This is a genomic window from Flavobacterium akiainvivens (assembly GCF_001278115.1).
Classification (GTDB): Bacteria; Bacteroidota; Bacteroidia; order Flavobacteriales; family Flavobacteriaceae; genus Flavobacterium; species Flavobacterium akiainvivens.
The window spans coordinates 1703293-1721599 of record NZ_LIYD01000005.1; the positions used below are offsets into that span (position 1 = coordinate 1703293).

General features: G+C 43.0%; 17 protein-coding genes. 5 read left to right on the forward strand and 12 right to left on the reverse strand.

Translation table 11 applies throughout. From position 1 onward, the window contains the following. Positions 1 to 8: 8 nt before the first annotated feature. The 8 genes from AM279_RS07420 to AM279_RS07460 all read right to left on the reverse strand — a co-directional run bounded on the left by AM279_RS07420 (position 9) and on the right by AM279_RS07460 (position 9328). Positions 9 to 1253, reverse strand: coding sequence for a T9SS type A sorting domain-containing protein (locus AM279_RS07420; RefSeq protein ID WP_054407197.1), 1245 nt, complete (start codon positions 1251 to 1253; stop codon positions 9 to 11). 373 nt (positions 1254 to 1626) lie between these two features. Next, complete coding sequence (locus AM279_RS07425; protein ID WP_054407200.1) at positions 1627 to 2466, reverse strand: hypothetical protein; 840 nt, start codon at positions 2464 to 2466, stop codon at positions 1627 to 1629. 267 nt (positions 2467 to 2733) lie between these two features. After that, complete coding sequence (locus AM279_RS07430; RefSeq protein ID WP_054407202.1) at positions 2734 to 2943, reverse strand: hypothetical protein; 210 nt, start codon at positions 2941 to 2943, stop codon at positions 2734 to 2736. A 268-nt stretch (positions 2944 to 3211) separates the two neighbouring features. Next, entirely contained in the window at positions 3212 to 3715 is a 504-nt protein-coding gene (locus AM279_RS07435) for a hypothetical protein (protein ID WP_143090388.1), read from the reverse strand. 35 nt (positions 3716 to 3750) lie between these two features. Next, on the reverse strand, positions 3751 to 4359 hold the full coding sequence (locus tag AM279_RS07440) for a hypothetical protein (protein WP_054407207.1): 609 nt from the start codon (positions 4357 to 4359) through the stop codon (positions 3751 to 3753). A 2-nt stretch (positions 4360 to 4361) separates the two neighbouring features. Continuing rightward, positions 4362 to 4853 carry a hypothetical protein gene (locus AM279_RS07445; RefSeq protein ID WP_054407209.1) on the reverse strand — a complete coding sequence of 164 codons (492 nt, stop codon included), beginning with the start codon at positions 4851 to 4853 and terminating at the stop codon, positions 4362 to 4364. A 341-nt stretch (positions 4854 to 5194) separates the two neighbouring features. Next, positions 5195 to 8617, reverse strand: coding sequence for a methylmalonyl-CoA mutase family protein (locus AM279_RS07455; protein WP_054407213.1), 3423 nt, complete (start codon positions 8615 to 8617; stop codon positions 5195 to 5197). A gap of 60 nt (positions 8618 to 8677) precedes the next feature. Then, positions 8678 to 9328: a VOC family protein gene (locus AM279_RS07460; protein WP_054407215.1), complete on the reverse strand. Its 651-nt coding sequence runs from the start codon at positions 9326 to 9328 to the stop codon at positions 8678 to 8680. Positions 9329 to 9452: 124 nt separating this feature from the next. On the opposite strand from AM279_RS07460, the gene AM279_RS07465 reads away from it, so the two are divergent. Beyond that, positions 9453 to 10346 carry an EamA family transporter gene (locus AM279_RS07465; RefSeq protein WP_054410196.1) on the forward strand — a complete coding sequence of 298 codons (894 nt, stop codon included), beginning with the start codon at positions 9453 to 9455 and terminating at the stop codon, positions 10344 to 10346. Positions 10347 to 10418: 72 nt separating this feature from the next. Here AM279_RS07465 and AM279_RS07470 read toward each other — a convergent pair whose 3' ends face one another. Beyond that, entirely contained in the window at positions 10419 to 11903 is a 1485-nt protein-coding gene (locus tag AM279_RS07470) for a catalase (RefSeq protein WP_054407217.1), read from the reverse strand. A gap of 227 nt (positions 11904 to 12130) precedes the next feature. Here AM279_RS07470 and AM279_RS07475 point away from each other — a divergent pair, with 227 nt between their 5' ends. Together AM279_RS07475 and AM279_RS07480 are read left to right on the forward strand one after the other, a co-directional pair. Continuing rightward, complete coding sequence (locus AM279_RS07475; protein WP_054407220.1) at positions 12131 to 12862, forward strand: DUF4197 domain-containing protein; 732 nt, start codon at positions 12131 to 12133, stop codon at positions 12860 to 12862. A gap of 19 nt (positions 12863 to 12881) precedes the next feature. Next, positions 12882 to 13595 carry a DUF4197 domain-containing protein gene (locus AM279_RS07480; protein WP_054407221.1) on the forward strand — a complete coding sequence of 238 codons (714 nt, stop codon included), beginning with the start codon at positions 12882 to 12884 and terminating at the stop codon, positions 13593 to 13595. Between the two features lie 178 nt (positions 13596 to 13773). Here the strand turns inward: AM279_RS07480 and AM279_RS07485 are convergent, their stop codons facing one another. Next, complete coding sequence (locus AM279_RS07485) at positions 13774 to 14928, reverse strand: imelysin family protein (RefSeq protein WP_054407223.1); 1155 nt, start codon at positions 14926 to 14928, stop codon at positions 13774 to 13776. Positions 14929 to 15179: 251 nt separating this feature from the next. On the opposite strand from AM279_RS07485, the gene AM279_RS07490 reads away from it, so the two are divergent. Then, positions 15180 to 15581, forward strand: coding sequence for a hypothetical protein (locus tag AM279_RS07490; RefSeq protein ID WP_054407225.1), 402 nt, complete (start codon positions 15180 to 15182; stop codon positions 15579 to 15581). A gap of 74 nt (positions 15582 to 15655) precedes the next feature. Further along, a complete protein-coding gene (locus AM279_RS07495; protein ID WP_054407227.1) occupies positions 15656 to 16093 on the forward strand; it encodes a thioredoxin family protein in 438 nt (145 codons plus the stop codon). 512 nt (positions 16094 to 16605) lie between these two features. Here the strand turns inward: AM279_RS07495 and AM279_RS07505 are convergent. Both AM279_RS07505 and pyrF read right to left on the reverse strand, forming a co-directional pair. Then, entirely contained in the window at positions 16606 to 17424 is an 819-nt protein-coding gene (locus AM279_RS07505) for an ABC transporter substrate-binding protein (protein WP_054407231.1), read from the reverse strand. After that, complete coding sequence (pyrF, locus tag AM279_RS07510; RefSeq protein ID WP_054407233.1) at positions 17424 to 18263, reverse strand: orotidine-5'-phosphate decarboxylase; 840 nt, start codon at positions 18261 to 18263, stop codon at positions 17424 to 17426. Before pyrF ends, AM279_RS07505 begins: the two co-directional genes overlap by 1 nt. Positions 18264 to 18307: the final 44 nt, after the last annotated feature.

Genomic DNA, 18307 nt, shown 5'->3' on the forward strand with positions numbered 1-18307 from the left:
TTGTTACATTATTTAATCCCCAGCTTAATTACATCGTCTTCATAGCCGGCAATCATAAGCTCATAGGTACCGGTGGCAAGGGTAGAAATGTCAATATTATTACGCGCGCCTTCAAGTGTGCCCTCTAATACGCGACGCCCCATAACATCTATAAACGTATAGCCAAGCCCCTGCAGGAAGTCAGGCCCTTCTATACTCAGTACATCGCCTGTAGGGTTGGGGTAAATCATAACCCCGGCCTGCCCCAGCGCACCGGGCAGCGAAGCCAGGTTGTCGATATAATTTTGCAGGTACTCGCTTAAGTCTACCGTATGCAGCTTTTGCGGAATGTTTATAATAGCCGCCTGTTGCAGGTGCTCATTGGTCATGTAATAATTAATGCCATCGGTAGTGGTAATGGCCTCCATTTGGTGGAAGCTTTGCGATAGGGCCACCTTGCGCTTATTACCCCCAAAAAAGTCATGCCCCTGAAAATCATACAGCAGGTATACAAACGGCGAAACCAGGCTGCTGTAACCGCTAAGCACCACCAGGCGCTTGTCTTCAAGATAAGTAGCGCCGGTTATAAGGCCTTTTACATCAAACGTATCCTGCAATTGGGCAACATGCGTTCCGGGGGTTTTAGGGAGCCGGTACACGCTGGTTTCTTCACTAACCCACTGCTTGGTAAACAGGTAAATGTACTCGCTGGTAACCACCATGGCCTCGCAATCAAAATTTGTATTGTTGTTGCCCGATGGCGTAAAATCAGTCTGGTTGCTGTAGGTAAAGTTTATATAGTCTGCCACGGGACTGTTGCTCTCTATGGCGGCCTTGCTTATGCGCAAAATGCGCAGGTTGTTGCGGTTGCCGTTTGCGTTGTTGCCAAAATCGCCTATGTAAATATAGTTGGCATCCTGGGCCAGCTCTTCCCAGTCAATATTGGTAGTGCCGGGTATGGCAATGGTTTGTTCTATGTTGCCGGTGGCGGGGTTAAGGCGGTACAGGTTGGTATCACTGTCATCGTTCATGGTGTACAAGCTGCCGTTCCACATGATAAGCCCGCTGGTTTCGTCTATCAGGGTAGAAAGTGTAAGGGAAGTATCGGGGTTAACCGATGCCGAAGCATAGTTACACGAACCATCATTAACAGTAGCATTTGCGTTGTGGCTTGACGAAAGTGGGTCGGTACATCCGTACACTACGGTGTCTTGTGCCTGTACCGGCTGCAATAGCGGGAACAGGGCGGCTGCAAAAAGGTAAAGTGTTTTCATAGCTGTGTGGTTTTAATACTTAAAGTTACCCATTACAGGCCTGAAAATCAGGCTAATTAGCACAAGTTTCACACTACAACACATTAATTCCAAAGCCTTAACACAACTTTATCTTAGCATTGCGTTAAAGCTTTATGGGTTGTAGGATTAAGAGTGCTAAATTTAACAAACCTAACAATAAATAAAAAACACCATGAATAGATTTTTCAGTGCCATTTTTGCCGGATGGGGCGCAAAAAAACTGGGAGGCGGCTGTATAAGCACCATTATAATTTTTGGAATACTGTATTATGTTTTTAGGAGTTGTGGGTAATTAACAAAAATACAAAAGGCTTACCGTTTGGGTAAGCCTTTTTGTTTATGCCATATATGCTTAGTTATAGTTAATGTATACATCTACAACGTTGCTTTCATAAGAAGTCGGGGCCTCATGTACTACAGTAGGATAACCGTTTGCATCAAACTCATAAGTATAGTTTAGATCTCCTATTGTACCGGGCTGCTCGTTTATAGACGTAATGTAGTTGCTGCTTGCAATAGTAGGCACCGGGAACGCCCAGTATACTATAAAATTAACATAGCTTTTAAACTGGTTGCGGTACATATTAAGATACTCCCCTTTTACGGGTGTTGTGGTATCATACGTAAAATTAAGCTGGTTCCACTGGGTTATGTTGTTTCCGTCATAAGTAAGCGCTATCGTGTCGTTTCCTGTTTCTACAGCCGAAACAAAGCCGTTGTTGTTAAAATGAAATACCCTCGGACCGCTTTGAAGCTCAAACCCATATTGGGCAGTTACTGTGTTGTTTACATCATTGTAGGTAATGGTACTATTTTGGTGTGTTACCTGTTCCATAATGTCATTATAGGAGGTATCTTTTATTTCAGTTAAACGGTGTTGCGTATCATAAACAAGTTCGCGCTCAAAAAACACATAGCCATCGCCACGTGTGCCCACCATAGTTAAAAGGTCACCTATGGCATTATAGGTATAGACATATGAATCGTCTACCCCTCCTCCGCTATATAATGTTTCGGTAATCATTTTGTTGTCGGTAAACTCAAACATTTTCAGGGTAACATCGCCCACTTTACGGGTTACGGTATGCAGGTTGTGCCCCGATAGGTTAGTATTTTCTACAACATCGGTATCAGCATCGGCACACGATATCGCTACAAGGGCAGCAAAGCCCATAAGGAGATAATTTTTCATAAGGTATTTTGTTGGTTCGATTTAATAACGCGCTCTACAGGTTATAATTGCATTAAGGTACAAAAAATTCTTACAGTGTTGTTAGCTTATACCTTTCTCATGGTTTATAAGGTTTCAAGATCCCTTTGTCATACAAATCTCTTGCTTCAGGAGTTTCGAGAAAAGGCTTTCCATCAATAAAGAGTATATTGGGGTATGTAAGCTCATTAGCTTTTTTTTCTTTTAAATTAATATCATACAAGATGTCACCATATACGTCGCCAACACTCATATTGTTATCATATAACCATTTGAGATAATATCGCTTAGGTAAGTTGATATTATAAACTGGCTATAGTTGCTTTTATCAAACCCGAAAACCTCTGTTACACTTACATCTTTATCATTTCCTGATATTTCATAATACTTATTATTGTCTACATCATAAATCATACCCTCAAAAGTAGTGTCTTGGAAGCCGCCAGTAGGAATAAACAAGTAAATGATGTGATTGGTCCTGGCTGATATTTTATTAAATAAGGATAAAATTTGTTTATTGGTTTTGTCTGTTGTATCTGATGGTTCTAAATTTCCATACTCAATATACTTAAAGAAATTTTGAGTAGAGCACGAAGACAATACGCAAAGCAACAGTAACAATATATAATTTTTCATTTATTTAGGAGTGTTTTTTAATACTTAGATTTCGCTTACACCTTTTCTCGGCGCTTTCCGGTTAGGTAAAATTGGTGCATGTGTACAATATTTAACTTCTATTAACCGCTAAAATTAATTTTCCGAAAAATAGTAACTTAACATATTCCTTAAAAGTCAAATTGTATTTTAAGTCAGTTAAATTTAGTGCTGTTTTCAAATCCTCAAAATTTTGATAATGCAACTGCATGAGCTTAAAAGAAGCTTTATTTTTCGAATCTATCAGGTATAGTACTTCATACCCGCCATTTTTACCCTGCTCATTTACTGTAAGCTTATATTGATAATTATTTAAATCGAGAATTTTACCAAACGGATGAAAAACAGAGTAATACTTAAGCTTACTATGTTTAATTACTACATATTTTATTTGCTTAAGATAAATAATAAAAAATAACAGCGAAAGCGCAAGCAGCAACATGAATAGAATGTTTGCAACCTTAAACTGAAAGATTATAATACCTCTTATAAACATCAAGATACAAGGTATTGCCAACAAAAGCATGAACACCATCCAAAAGATTGAATTTTTTGAAATCACACTTACTATCTTCACTTTTATAACGTTTTTTAATTACAAACAATAATTACTCAACCTTTTACCCCCACCTTCATCTTAATATCAAACTTAAACCCACTGCCATCGTCATACTCCACCCAATTGTTACTGCCTTTGGCTTTGGTATAGCTAACGGCGTCTTTGTTTTCGCGCACTTTTAGCATTACGGTTTCTTTATCGTGGCTCTCGGTTGCCGCCATGCCAATGTATAGCTGCGGTTGTGTGGCCAGGTTGAGGAAACTGAGGTCGAGGTCGAGCGCTCCCCTATGGCTTGCCTTAACGGTAAAATACAGCGGTGTGGGTGTAAGCAGTGCGCCCGGTTTGCCATCTGCGCCTACGGTGTACACCATCAGGCGGAGGTTGGTATCAGCATACTCCACATTAAATTCGCCCTTATTGAGGTTAATGAGCCCACTGTTAAAGTAAAACGTAAGGGTGTGCAGTTGCCCGGCGGGTATACCTTCAACCAAGGTAACGTGCTCTGCAATGGCACTGAACCCGTGCGATGCCAGCTCCTCGCCTTTGGTTTTAACGGTTTCGGTTTTAACTTTGGTTTTCTGCGGCGGTTTAAGCCAGATTATACTGTCCTGTGCAAAGGCATTGCAGCCGCAAAGCAGGAGTATTATGAGCAGTTTTTTCATACTTACCCGGCAATATGGGTTGTACCGGCGGCCACCGCGGCCTGTTGCGCCCCACGGTAATTTCGAACCAGCAGCAATGCCAGCAGCTTACCCTGGTCGGTATCGGTAAACCCGGGAATGGTGCTTAGCGTATAAAACGTCTTCCACTTGCGCATGCCGCTGGTAACGGTGGCTACTTCCTCGCCCTTGTAGTCGAGCAGGCGGTAACCCTTATTGAAACCCTTGCCGTAGGTTATGGTATAAAAGTGGTGCGCCTCGTGTAGCGGTGTTACGGTAACCTTGCCCCAAAAACCGGCTTTGACTTCATACATTACCCTGCCGTTTTGCAAAAGCTCAAAGCGGGTGCCCCAAAAGCCACGCGGCTCCAGGTTGTAGTGCGAACTGCCTGCGGTAAGCTCTGCCTTAAGGCTGCTCCATTTGGGTTGTATAATGCTGCCCAGGCCCTCTAACTCAAGGTTGCGGTTATTGGGTAATGTAAATTCAACTTGTTCCATAGTTTTTGATTTATCCCAAACCTTATTGCCCGGTACAAAGGTACGGCGACATTTTAAAGGTTTAGTGAAAGAATGCCTTCACCAAAGTTTAAAAAAATTTTCGTATGGCACATATTTTACGCTACAAAAAAACACAACTTTAGGTCAAAAGTTGAAAGTCATAAAGTCGAAAGATAAAAATCAGTCGAACGTAAAAAATCACAAAGTCGAAAGTAAAAAATTCAAGTGTGCCCTTTTGACTTTCGACCTTTGACTTTAAAACTGAATATTGAACTCCAAAAGTGAAATATTAAGCAAAAAAAGCCCCCTAAGGAGCTTTTGTATTGTTTGAATTTTGCAATTTACATGTTGCGTCGATACTGGCCTCCTACTTCAAAAAGGGCACTGGTAATTTGCCCCAGCGAACATACTTTTGTGGCCTCCATAAGTGCCTCAAAAATGTTGCGGTTTTGTATGGCAGCATCCTGAATTACAGACAGTTGCTCTTTCACCTTATCAGCATAGGCATCGTGCAGCGCCTCTAACGTGCTGATTTGAAACTGTTTCTCCTCCTCCGTTGCGCGGATAACCTCTGCCGGCACTACCGTTGGTGAGCCTTTAGAGCTCAGGAAGGTATTTACACCTATGATTGGGAATTCACCGGTATGCTTAAGTGTCTCATAATAAAGGCTTTCCTCCTGAATTTTAGAGCGTTGGTACATGGTTTCCATAGCGCCCAACACACCGCCACGTTCTGTAATACGGTCAAATTCAGAGAGTACCGCGGCCTCTACAAGGTCGGTCAGCTCCTCAATGATAAACGACCCCTGGATAGGGTTTTCGTTCTTGGCAAGCCCCAGTTCTTTATTGATAATCAGCTGAATAGCCATTGCACGGCGTACCGATTCTTCGGTTGGGGTGGTAATGGCCTCGTCATACGCATTGGTATGAAGCGAGTTACAGTTATCATATATTGCGTAAAGCGCTTGTAATGTGGTTCTTATATCGTTAAAATCAATCTCCTGTGCGTGCAGCGAACGGCCTGATGTCTGAATGTGGTACTTAAGCATTTGTGCCCTTTCGTTAGCTCCATACTTGTTTTTCAGTGCTTTAGCCCAGATACGGCGGGCTACACGGCCTATAACGGCATACTCAGGATCGATACCATTACTGAAGAAGAATGACAGGTTAGGCCCAAAATCGTTGATGTTCATGCCACGGCTCAGGTAGTACTCCACATAGGTAAAACCGTTAGCTAACGTAAAGGCTAACTGGGTAATAGGGTTGGCACCGGCCTCAGCAATGTGGTAGCCCGAGATGGAAACCGAGTAGAAATTCCTGACATTCTGGGTAATAAAGTACTCCTGAACGTCGCCCATTAGCCTGAGTGCGAACTCAGTAGAGAAAATACAGGTGTTTTGTGCCTGGTCTTCCTTAAGGATATCGGCCTGCACGGTTCCACGTACCTGACTTAACGTCCTGACTTTTATAGTGTTGTATACATCGGCGGGCAGCACCTGGTCTCCCGTAACGCCCAGGAGCATCAGGCCAAGGCCATCATTACCCTGCGGCAGGTCGCCATTGTAGCGTGGGCGGGCCACGCCTTTAGCCTTATATATTTCATTTATAGCATTTTCCACCTCAGCTTCAAGACCGTTTTCTTTAATGTACAGCTCACACTGCTGGTCAATCGCGGCATTCATAAAGAAGCCCAGCAGCATGGGCGCTGGCCCGTTGATGGTCATACTTACCGATGTCATGGCATGGGCCAGGTTAAAGCCCGAGTAGAGCTTCTTGGCATCGTCAAGGCAGCAGATGGAAACCCCTGCATTGCCTATCTTACCATAAATATCTGGCCTGTGGCCGGGGTCGTTGCCGTATAGTGTAACGCTGTCAAACGCTGTAGATAAGCGCTTTGCAGGCATACCAAGGCTCACATAATGGAAACGCCTGTTAGTACGCTCCGGGCCACCCTCTCCGGCAAACATACGGGTTGGGTCTTCGCCTTCGCGTTTAAAGGGGTAAAGCCCTGACGTAAAGGGGAATTCACCCGGCACATTCTCCTGAAGGCACCAGCGCAGTATGTCGCCCCACGCCTGGTATTTTGGCAGGGCAACCTTTGGTATCTGGCTGTGGCTCAAGCTCTCGGTATGGGTTTGTATCTTGATTTCCTTGTCGCGCACTTTAAAGGTGTACACAGGGTTCTTGTATTTATTCACCTTTTCATCCCACGTATAAATAATCTCCCAGTTATACGGGTCAAGGTTCATCTTAACGCGGTCAAATTCAGCCACTAACAACCTTAGGAAGTCGGCATCAGTACCCGACGCAGGCACAACCGGCTCAAGGCCATACTTTGCCAACTCAGGTTTAACACCGGCAACCGACTCAATAGTCTTATAAATACCGTACAGCTTTTGGGCTACTTCCTGCTGGCTTGCAGCGGTTTCGTCATACTTACGGTTATTTTCGGCTATTTCGCTCAGGTAACGCGTTCTGTGCGGGGGAATTACAAATATCTTCTCGCTCATTTCGCGGGTAATGGCAAAGGTAGATTTCAGGTCGGCACCTGTTTTCTCTACCACCCTATCCATGATTTTTTTGTACAAAGTGTTCATTCCCGGGTCGTTAAACTGGCTGGCAATAGTACCAAACACCGGCAGGTCGTCAGGTTTGGCATCCCACAGGTTATGGTTCCGCTGGTACTGCTTCTTTACATCGCGAAGGGCATCCAGTGCGCCACGCTTGTCGAATTTGTTGATGGCAACCAAATCTGCAAAGTCCAGCATATCAATCTTTTCCAACTGGGTAGCGGCGCCAAACTCTGGTGTCATTACGTATAATGATACATCGCTGTGCTCTAAAATTTCGGTATCGCTTTGGCCGATGCCCGATGTTTCCAATATAATCAGGTCATACTTAGCTGCCTTGAGTACCTGAATGGCTTCGGCAACATATTTAGAGAGGGCAAGGTTACTCTGGCGGGTAGCCAGCGAACGCATGTACACCCTTGGGTTGTTAATGGCATTCATACGGATACGGTCGCCCAATAGGGCCCCGCCCGTTTTGCGCTTGCTCGGGTCTACCGAGATAAGGCCTATGGTTTTCTCTGGGAAATCAATAAGGAAACGGCGTACCAGCTCGTCTACCAATGATGATTTACCCGCGCCGCCAGTACCGGTAATACCCAGCACAGGTATAGCGCTGTTTTCGTTTTGTTTATGGATGGTTTCAAGCGCAGGGCGTGCCACTTCGGGGAAGTTTTCTGCCGCCGAAATAACCCTTGCAATTGCCGTAGGGTTCTTGTCTTCCAGGTGCTTTACCTCGCCGTTAAGGCTTTCGCCAATGGGATAATCGGCCTTTTTAACCAGGTCGTTTATCATACCCTGAAGGCCCAGCTCACGGCCATCGTCCGGCGAATAGATACGGGTAATGCCATACTCGTGCAGTTCCTTAATTTCTTCAGGCAGGATAACGCCGCCACCGCCGCCAAATATCTTGATATGGCCTGCGCCCTTTTCCTTCAGCAGGTCATACATATACTTAAAGTACTCATTATGACCACCCTGGTAAGACGTCATGGCAATAGCATTAGCATCTTCCTGAATGGCAGTATTTACCACTTCTTCCACGCTGCGGTCGTGCCCAAGGTGTATTACCTCAACGCCCGTAGCCTGAATGATACGGCGCATGATGTTGATAGCAGCATCGTGCCCGTCAAAAAGAGAGGCTGCGGTTACTATTCTTACTTTATTATTTGGAATATAAGGTTGCACAGGTTCCATATTGAATAATATTCAAATTTATGCACGCAATTTACATAATAATTAAAGATATCAAAATTTTTATAGCACAAGATGCCCTAAATTCCCATTATCCATATACAGCACACGTGTAGCAAAATGCTGTGCTTTTATCTGTGTAGGATACCACTTGCGGCCACTTTGCGCCAGTATAAACAGGCCGTTATCATCGCCCGAAACAGAAAAATGCTTAGCCGCCGGCTGCCTGGCGTAATTTGTAATGCCAAATTCTGTTGCCAGGGTTTGCGAAAGCTGCGGTACATGGGGTGTAACCAGTCCTATTTCGCTAACCGAGATATAAGATTGTGAACTAAAAGCTGCACTATCAACCGCCCTTGTAGTATAACGGGTAATGACCTCAACAATATTGCCGTTGTTATCTAAAAAGTAAAACGACCTGGCATCCCAGTTTATAAAATCGGCAATATCTGAACCTTCAACAGTAAGTATATCAACCTTTTGCTTAAAGTAGTTATAAGCGTCTTCAAAACGGTTGTTGGGCATGTCTACGGCAAAATGATAGACCGGCTTTTGGTTATCAGACTTTTTAAAAATAAGCTCAGTCACCCCTATCTTGAAAAACATAAGGTCGTTACCGTCTTTAAAGTAAGGCTCAAGGCCAAAGGCCCTGCGGTAAAAGGTTTCAGTCTGGGTAAGGTTATCGCTAAGCAACTCAAGTTCAAGAATAGTCATATTGGCATATTGAGCTACTAAGGTAATGATTTTCAGGTATTTTAATTTATAATTTTCTGTAGGTTTTGTACTGTTTGGTTTGACAGATAAAAGCTACCTTTACACCAAATTTTTTGACCATAGCATGCGCGCCAAATACTACCTTGCTGCCATTATTGCCTTTTCTGTTTGGGGCATGTTCAGCTTTGTGCTTAAGCCTTTACAAGGCTATCCTTCACCCGATATATTGTTTTACCGCATCTTTTTATCGGTTACTTTAATGCTGGCTATCAACCTGCTTGCCAGGCGCAAACAGCTAAAGGAAACAAAAAACTATCTTTTAAACCTCCCGGCAAAGAAAAGGCAAACGCTTATATTACTCACGGTATTCAGCTCGGTAATGTTATCGGCTAACTGGTTCTTTTTTATTTATGTAATGAACCACATCAGCGTTAAGGCCGCGGCTTTTTCTTACCTTATCTGCCCCATACTTACCACAGTTTGTGCATTTATCATCCTTCGCGAGAGGCTTACACCATTACAATGGTTCTCGGTGCTGATAAGCGCCTCGGCTTGTGTGCTGCTGTCGTTCAACAATGTGGCCGACCTTGGCTTTAGCCTTTTAGTGGCCGGTAGTTATGCCCTATACCTTGTAATACAGAAGAAATTTCAGGAGGTAGATAAGTTTGTGCTGCTGTCGTCTCAGCTTGTTATTACAGCCCTTATATTGCTGCCGTTTTACTTTACCATAAGCGGGCCTTTGCCTGCCGAGCCTAAATTTTACATTTACATAGCCATTATAGCCATAGGGTTTACCATAATACCCATGCTGCTTAACCTGTTTGCCCTTAAGGGGATAACATCGTCTACACTGGGTATTTTAATGTACCTCAACCCCATTATTGGCTTTGTACTTGCGGCTTTTTATTACAAAGAAGAAATCTCTGCCACACAAATTGTTGCTTACTCGCTTATAGGTGTCGCTATAGTTATCTTTAACATAGGCAGTTACCTGAAGCTAAGGGCTGCCAATAAGTAAAAAAGCCACGCATTACACGTGGCTCTTTTCCCCTAATCAACCAATCATCCCTAAAACAGATAATTACTGCTCTTAATGACCCTTCATCATATTAGGGTCTATGCTTATTTGTAAGCCCTGTGCAATGGCCATGCCCAATGATATATCAGCACGGAACCAATGGCACAACTGACGGTTTATAATTTCTTCGCGCTTAGGACCTGCAATGCCGCTCATAGCGCCTATAATGTTGTTAATCGTGTTCTTTTTAGCCTCCGCATCCATCAGGCGGAACAGGTTGCCCGGCTGTGTATAGTGGTCGTTTTCACCCGGAGCATTACGGTCATACCAGTCGGCAGTAAGGCTTTCAAGCTCCCATGCCGGTTCTTTATAGCTCTGGTCGGCTTCAATAGTGTCAAAACTGTTAGGAAAGTAGTTCGGGCTGCTACCGCCGTTGCCGTCAATCCTCATTTGCCCGTCGCGCTGGTAGTTGTTAACGGCAAACGGGCAACGGTTTACCGGAATTTGCTCATAGTTGGCCCCAAGGCGGTAACGGTGCGCATCAGGATAGCTTAGCAGCCTGCCCTGCAGCATTTTATCAGGGCTGTAGCCAATGCCGTCTACTACGTGGGCGGGCGCGAAGGCAGCCTGCTCAACCTCAGCAAAATAATTATCAGGGTTGCGGTTAAGCTCAAATTCTCCCACTTCAATTAGTGGATAATCAGCGTGTGGCCAAACCTTAGTAAGGTCAAACGGATTTATATGGTAGGTTTTAGCTTCTGCCTCAGGCATGACCTGTATTTTCATGCTCCATTTCGGGAAATTGCCCTGTTCAATATTCTCAAACAGGTCACGCTGGGCAAAATCTAAATCTTTACTTTTCATATCTGCGGCTTCGGCATCGGTAAAATTCTTAATACCCTGTTGAGTAAGTATGTGGAACTTTACATAAAAGCGCTCATTATTAGCATTAATAAAACTGAAAGTATGGCTGCCAAAACCGTGCATATGGCGGTATCCGTAAGGCGTGCCGCGATCGCTCATTAAAATCATTACCTGGTGCAGGCTCTCCGGGTTAAGTGACCAGAAGTCCCACATCATGGTAGGCGACTTCATATTGGTTTTCGGGTCGCGCTTTTGGGTGTGTATAAAATCACCGAATTTCTTAGGGTCTTTTACAAAAAACACCGGGGTGTTGTTGCCTACAAGGTCCCAGTTACCGTCTTCGGTATAAAACTTAAGGGCAAAACCACGCGGGTCGCGCTCTGTATCGGCAGATCCTTTCTCACCACCTACCGTACTAAAACGCAGCAACATACCTGTTTGCTTTCCTACTTCAGAAAATATCTTGGCCCTGGTATACTTAGTAATATCATGGGTTACCGTAAACGTACCAAAAGCTGCAGACCCCTTAGCGTGCACTACCCTTTCGGGGATGCGCTCACGGTTAAAGTGGGCCATTTTTTCGTGCAGTATATAATCCTGTAGCAGTACCGGGCCACGTGGGCCTGCGGTTTGGCTGTTTTCATTTTCGGCATAGGGGCGGCCTGAGGCAGTAGTAAGTTTATTGTGGCTCATAATGTGTTGTGTTAGTAGTTGTTTTAATCATTAATTTCAATACAAAAATACCATTCAATAAATTTGATTTATTTAAAGTTACATTACTTTTCTCTATTTAAACATAGGCTAAAACCTATTTATGATTGCTTTAACACAGCAATAGCGCGGTATTCAGCATATTTAGTGCGGTTAACGTTGTTGGTTGCGGAACGGTTTTTGATTATTTTTGGGAAAACTATTACACAATGAAAAAAGTTCTCTTATCTGCCATTGCCTTAACCGGTATTATTGCTACATCTAACGCCCAGATTAACACCGGGGATATACTAAATAAAGCCAAGGATAAAATTACCGGTGGCAGCACATCATTCTCTAATGCCGATATAGGTGCTGCACTTAAGGAAGCCTTGAATAAAGGTGTTAGCGAACAGGTTACCAAGCTTACAGCCGTAGATGGCTTTTATAAAAATGAAGCCGTTAAAATACTCCTGCCGGATGAACTACAAAAAGTTGATAAAAAACTGCGCCAGGTGGGCATGGGCAAACTGGCCGATGAAGGCCTGCTGGTATTAAACCGCGCTGCCGAAGATGCCGTTAAGGAAGCTACCCCCATTTTTGTAAATGCCATTACCAGCATGACCATTACTGATGCCAAGAATATACTTATGGGCAGTGATAATTCGGCTACTACCTACCTGCAAAAAACTACAACTACACCACTTTACGGCAAGTTTAACCCTGTGGTAAAAACATCTTTAAGCAACGTAGGGGCCGATGCCGTTTGGGAAAAAATTATTACCAAGTACAACAGCCTGCCGCTGGTTACCAAGGTAAACCCCGACCTGACCGATTATGTTACCAATAGAGCATTGGACGGTGTGTTTAAAATGATTGCCGTAGAGGAGAAAAATATTAGGACAAATTTATCGTCGCGCACAAGCGACTTACTTAAAAAAGTGTTTGCTTTGCAGGACTAACCTTTAAGTAAACATTACAATGAAAAGACTTATAGCTCCTGTAGCCGCAGTAGTTTGCTTTTTACTATCGGGCTGTGCCGAACTGCAAAACATAGCCTCCCAGCTGCCTGTAGGCGTAACCGATGCCGATATTGCTTCGGGCCTTAAAGAAGCGCTGGATAAAGGTATAAGCCAGCAAGTAAGCAAACTTACAGCTGCCGATGGCTTTTATAAAAACGAGCTGGTTAAAATACTACTGCCTGCAGAACTGCAAAAGGTAGACAAAACCCTGCGCGATATAGGCCTGGGCAGCCTGGCCGATGAAGGCCTTAAGGTAATGAACCGCGCAGCCGAAGATGCTGTTAAAGAGGCCACACCTATATTTGTTTCGGCAGTTAAGAACATGACATTTAAAGATGCCCGCAACATTTTGCTTGGTGCCGATAATTCGGCTACATCATACCTGCAAAATACCACCACAACGCAGTTATATGCCAAGTTTAACCCGGTTATAAAGTCTTCTTTTAGTAAAGTGGGGGCCGATAAGGTATGGACAAACATAATAACCCAGTACAATAAGGTGCCGCTGGTGCAAAAAGTAAACCCTGACCTTACGGATTATGTTACAAACAAAGCCCTTGAAGGCGTATTTAAAATGATTGCCGTAGAGGAAAAAGAAATACGCACCAATATAAACGAGCGTACTTCTACCCTGCTTAAAAAGGTGTTTGCACTTCAGGACAATAAAGGCTAAAATTTTAATTATCAACCCTATACAAATAACATAACCTTAACATACGTGTGATTTCTTTTTAAGTAATTTGCAATTCAAATAAATGGTTTTCTCACATTTGGTTAGGGTTAGTTAAGAAAAATGCCGGTAAATATATTTACCGGCATTTTTTATTTTGTTAAGCTAATAATCCTATTGATTACTGCACGCTAACACCCGCTGTAGTGGCGCTTGTCCTGAGTTGCTCAGCAAGTGCTGTAAGGTCTTCGGCTGCGGTTACAACTTTTTTACCTTCTTCAGATTCCGGCCCGCCGGAAATGGCATAATCAAACGGGTATACTATTGCCTCAAGGCTGTCTTCGGCAAGTGTTATGGCATCCTGGGTATCAGTATATACTTCAGTACTCCCCTGGTATACCAGTACCTGGATACCTGTACCGGTAACGGTACCATATTGCCCACGATACACATTAAGCACACCTTTAAAGGCCGTCATAAAATCCCTTTGCGTGTAATCGCTAAACTGAGACTGCTCGTTTTCCTGGTTTTGGCTTGTTACGGCATTTATAAGCTCTGTAGGCAGTTTTGTGCCCGTAACATTTATTATCCCCTGAAAAATATTTTGAAGGGCTGTAGCCTCATCAAGCGCTAAAAATGTAGCCCTGTAGCTTCCGCCTTCAGCCCATACACCGGCAAGGCTTTCAAGGTTATCGGTTAGCAAATCGGCACACAGGCTAAGGTACTGCCTTCTCCTGTCCTGGTTTTCGGCAGTTCCTTCCTCACCATCAACAAAATCAGTATAAGGCCTTTGCCCCGACAGGTTATCGGCAGGCGCTGTTAAATCCTGTCCCCACAACAAAAATTCTATTGCATGGTAACCTGTGCTTATGTTAGCCGCACCACCTACCTGGTTAAGGCTCGATAAAACCTCTTTAGTAAGCTCAGGGTAAGCAGTAGTATTGTTTATAATGCCGGCAGTAGCATCAGTATCTGTGTAATCAATATAAGCCTCATCAAGCGGCCATGCATTTATTTGGTTATATACCGTTTCTACAGGGCTGCCTTCAAACCTGAAAGCTTCGGTAGTGCCATAGCTCTCACGGGCTTCTTTCCACTTTAGTTTTACCGCTTCAAAAGCTTCCAGCGTAGGCGCCAGGTTAAAGCTGTTTATAGCATCTTCAAGCTCTACGGCATCCCAATATGCCTCACTATAATTTGCATGAACAATATTGGTATAATTTTTTATAGCTTCTGCCCTGTTAGAAACCTGGTTGCTGCCACTGTCATCATCGCTGCACGACTGGGTTGCAAAGCTTAACGTTAGCACCAGGAGGCTGAAGAATACTTTTTTCATATTTATTTTATTAGTATTTATTAAAAGTCCCCAAAAATAGTAAACTTATGTGGGAGCGTAAACATTTACTTAAACATTCGGCAACAATATTTATTATATAAAAGCATAAAAATTTTCCTGCAATAGCCTGTATGCTTTTCAAATAATTCAAAATTGGATATGCAAAATATACAATTTGATAAATCTTAATTATATGTTAATTCGAGGGGCTTTTTTGATATTTTTGTACTGCACCTTAAACAGTTACGATTATGAAGTTCTTTTTGCCCGTGCTCATATCATTGCTGGCAGCCGCATTGGGTATTTTTTTTATCTTTAAAGGTATAGATAAGCATTTTCTTACGCAATGTGCTTTTCTTGAAGAAGGTAAAAACATACCTGAAAATTACATTAACCTGATTAATGCCCTTTGCGAATCTGGTTTTATAATAATTGTGGGGATTGTAGAGATAGCCGGTGCCTTGCTCATATTTCCAAAAACACGCTTTGCAGGTACGCTGATTATTTTACCGGTTATTACCACCATTTTCCTGTTTCATTTAATGATAGACAACCGCCCGTATGAGTTGCTTGAAACCGGTATTCCGCTGGCTGCCACCCTGCTTATTTTTTCATCGCACCAAAAAAGCCTTAAGCTAATCGTATCGAGATAATTAAATTTCAGTAAAAATTGCTTTGGGGCTTTTACACGTCATCCCATTTTATATTTTTGCAGAAAAATAGCACCTTGAAAAAATCATTGTTCCTCTTACTGGTTTTATCGCATTCTGTAGCTTTTAGCCAGGAATGGCATACCGATTTTGATGCTGCCAAAAAGCAGGCCGCCGAAACCGGTAAAAAAATACTGCTTGTATTTTCTGGGCCCGAATGGTGTGGCAACTGCACAAAACTTGACACACTGGTGTGGGATAGCCCTGAATTTAAGGCTGAAGCCGAAAAAAGCTGGGTATTGCTGCGTGCTGATTTTGCCCAAAAGAAAGGCATGCCCGAACCGGTAGATGTAAACGAAACCAAAATGATTTTAACGGAAAAGTATAACCGAGACGGGTTCTTTCCCTACATTGTGCTTTTAGATAAAACCGGTAAAAGGCTGGGCCGCACGGGCTATGAAAATTTTGCTACCGTTGCAGAATATATAAAGCTTTTTAAAACAATGCCTATGTAGTAGCTTTTGCCATAAAACGGTTTGTTATTGGCGAAAACCATAAGAACATTGACAATGCGATTAATAGTAAAGCTGCCATAGCTTTTTCCACCATAAAATTATCAAGGAGCCATAAAGGAGCTACTATATACCTGGCATACTGCCACCCCAATATATCAAAATAATAAAGGAGGTACATTGATGTAAAAACCAGGAAAGAATTTATCCAAGAAATTCTTCTTTTGAATGACAGAAAACCGGATATAAGTAGTGAGGTTAGTATCCCTAAAAGCTTCATAACATTAGTTATAATCAGAAAATAAGATATATCTTCTAACGAAACACAACCCTCCCAATATTTTGTATCCTTCCCTCCCTGTTCAATACAGTTAATAACACTTTCATAAGGAATTAAGGCTAAATAGAAAAAGGAATAACATAAGCAGTAAGCTGCCAAAAAGTGTATAATACAAAAACGTAAGTTGATACGCTTAATCATATTGAGGAAAATATTTTAAGCTGCAATATACAAATTAAACAGGTTCTTCCATCCTGTCTTGTAGCTGCTTAAAGTAGGCAAAGGCCTTAACCAGGCGGCTGCCATACCAGCTAAACATTTCACCATCTACAAAAACGGTTTTGGCGTGGTGCGTATGCCTGCCAAGCTCAAAAGCATCTTCATCCTTAAACGGATACGGCTCGCTGGGTAGCAACACCACCTGCGGGTCGCCCTGAATGCGCATTTTCTGTACAATTACTTCCGGGTAACGGCCTTCACGCCCTTCATAAATATTGGTGAAATGGTTTAGTTTAAGCAGTTCGTTTATAAAAGTACCATTAGCTACTGCCATATATGGTTCTTTCCATATAAAATATGCCGCACGCTGAAACGGCTTACCATTCATAAACTGTGCAAAATCACGACGGGCAAATTCAATCTTATCAATCCACTGATTTGCCTGCGTGCGTACCCCGAATATTTTTCCAAATTCTGCAATCATGGCAAGGCTGTCTTCAATGGTAATAATATCGCTAACCCACACCGGGGCAATGTCCTGTAGGGAGGCTACAATTTCCTCGGTATTTTCTTCTTTATTGGCAATAATAATATCAGGCTTCAGCAGGCGTATTTTCTCAATATGCACCTTCTTGGTACCACCTATAAGGCTTTTAGTTGCCTTAAGGTGGTACGGATGCACACAAAACTTGGTTATACCCACAATACGGCCTTCAAGACCCAGGTCAAACAGCAACTCCGTTTGGCTGGGCACAAGCGATACTATGCGTTGTGGCACACCGTTAAGTGTTATGGTATTCCCTAACTGGTCAGTAAACGTTTTTACTTCGGCCATTAAATTACAATCCTTGAAATTTGCGAATCAAGTAGCAGGTCGGCCATTTGCTGCTGTACTTTTATGGCTTCCTCACGGGCTTTTTCGGCAAAATCCTCTCCGGTAGACGCATAAATTATAGCACGCGATGAGTTTACCAACAGGCCTACTTTATTGTTTATACCATACTTACATACCTCTTCAAGGCTGCCGCCCTGTGCACCAACGCCCGGCACCAGTATAAAGTTATGCGGTATTATTTTGCGGATTTCCTTAAAATACTCGGCTTTTGTAGCACCTACCACATACATAAGGTTCTGGCTGTTTTTCCAGGTTTTACTGGTTTCCAGAACCGTTTTATACAGTTCTGCATCACCGGTTTTTTTGGTTTGGAAATCAAAAGCGCCCTCATTGCTGGTTAGTGCAAGAAGTATGGTAAACTTATCATGAACGGCAAGAAAAGGCTCTACGCTGTCTTTGCCCATATAGGGCGCTACAGTAATAGAGTCAAAATTCATATCTTCAAGAAAAGCCTTGGCATACATAGCCGAAGTATTACCTATATCGCCACGCTTGGCATCGGCAATGGTAAATACTTCAGGGTGCTTTTCGTTAAGGTAGGCAATAGTTTTTTCAAGTGCATGCCACCCTTTAAGTCCGTATGCTTCAAAAAAAGCGGTATTGGGTTTGTAGGCCACAGCAAGGTCGTGTGTGGCATCTATAATGGCTTTACAGAACTCAAAAATAGGATCTTCGGTTTGCAGCAGGTGTGGCGGGATTTTATTTAAATCTACATCAAGCCCTACCGAAAGGAACGATTGCTTTTTAAGTATCTGTTCGTGAATATCGTCTATTGTCATTAGCGTTGTGTTAGTTGTAGCGCAAAAATACGCTTTTTTTTGTT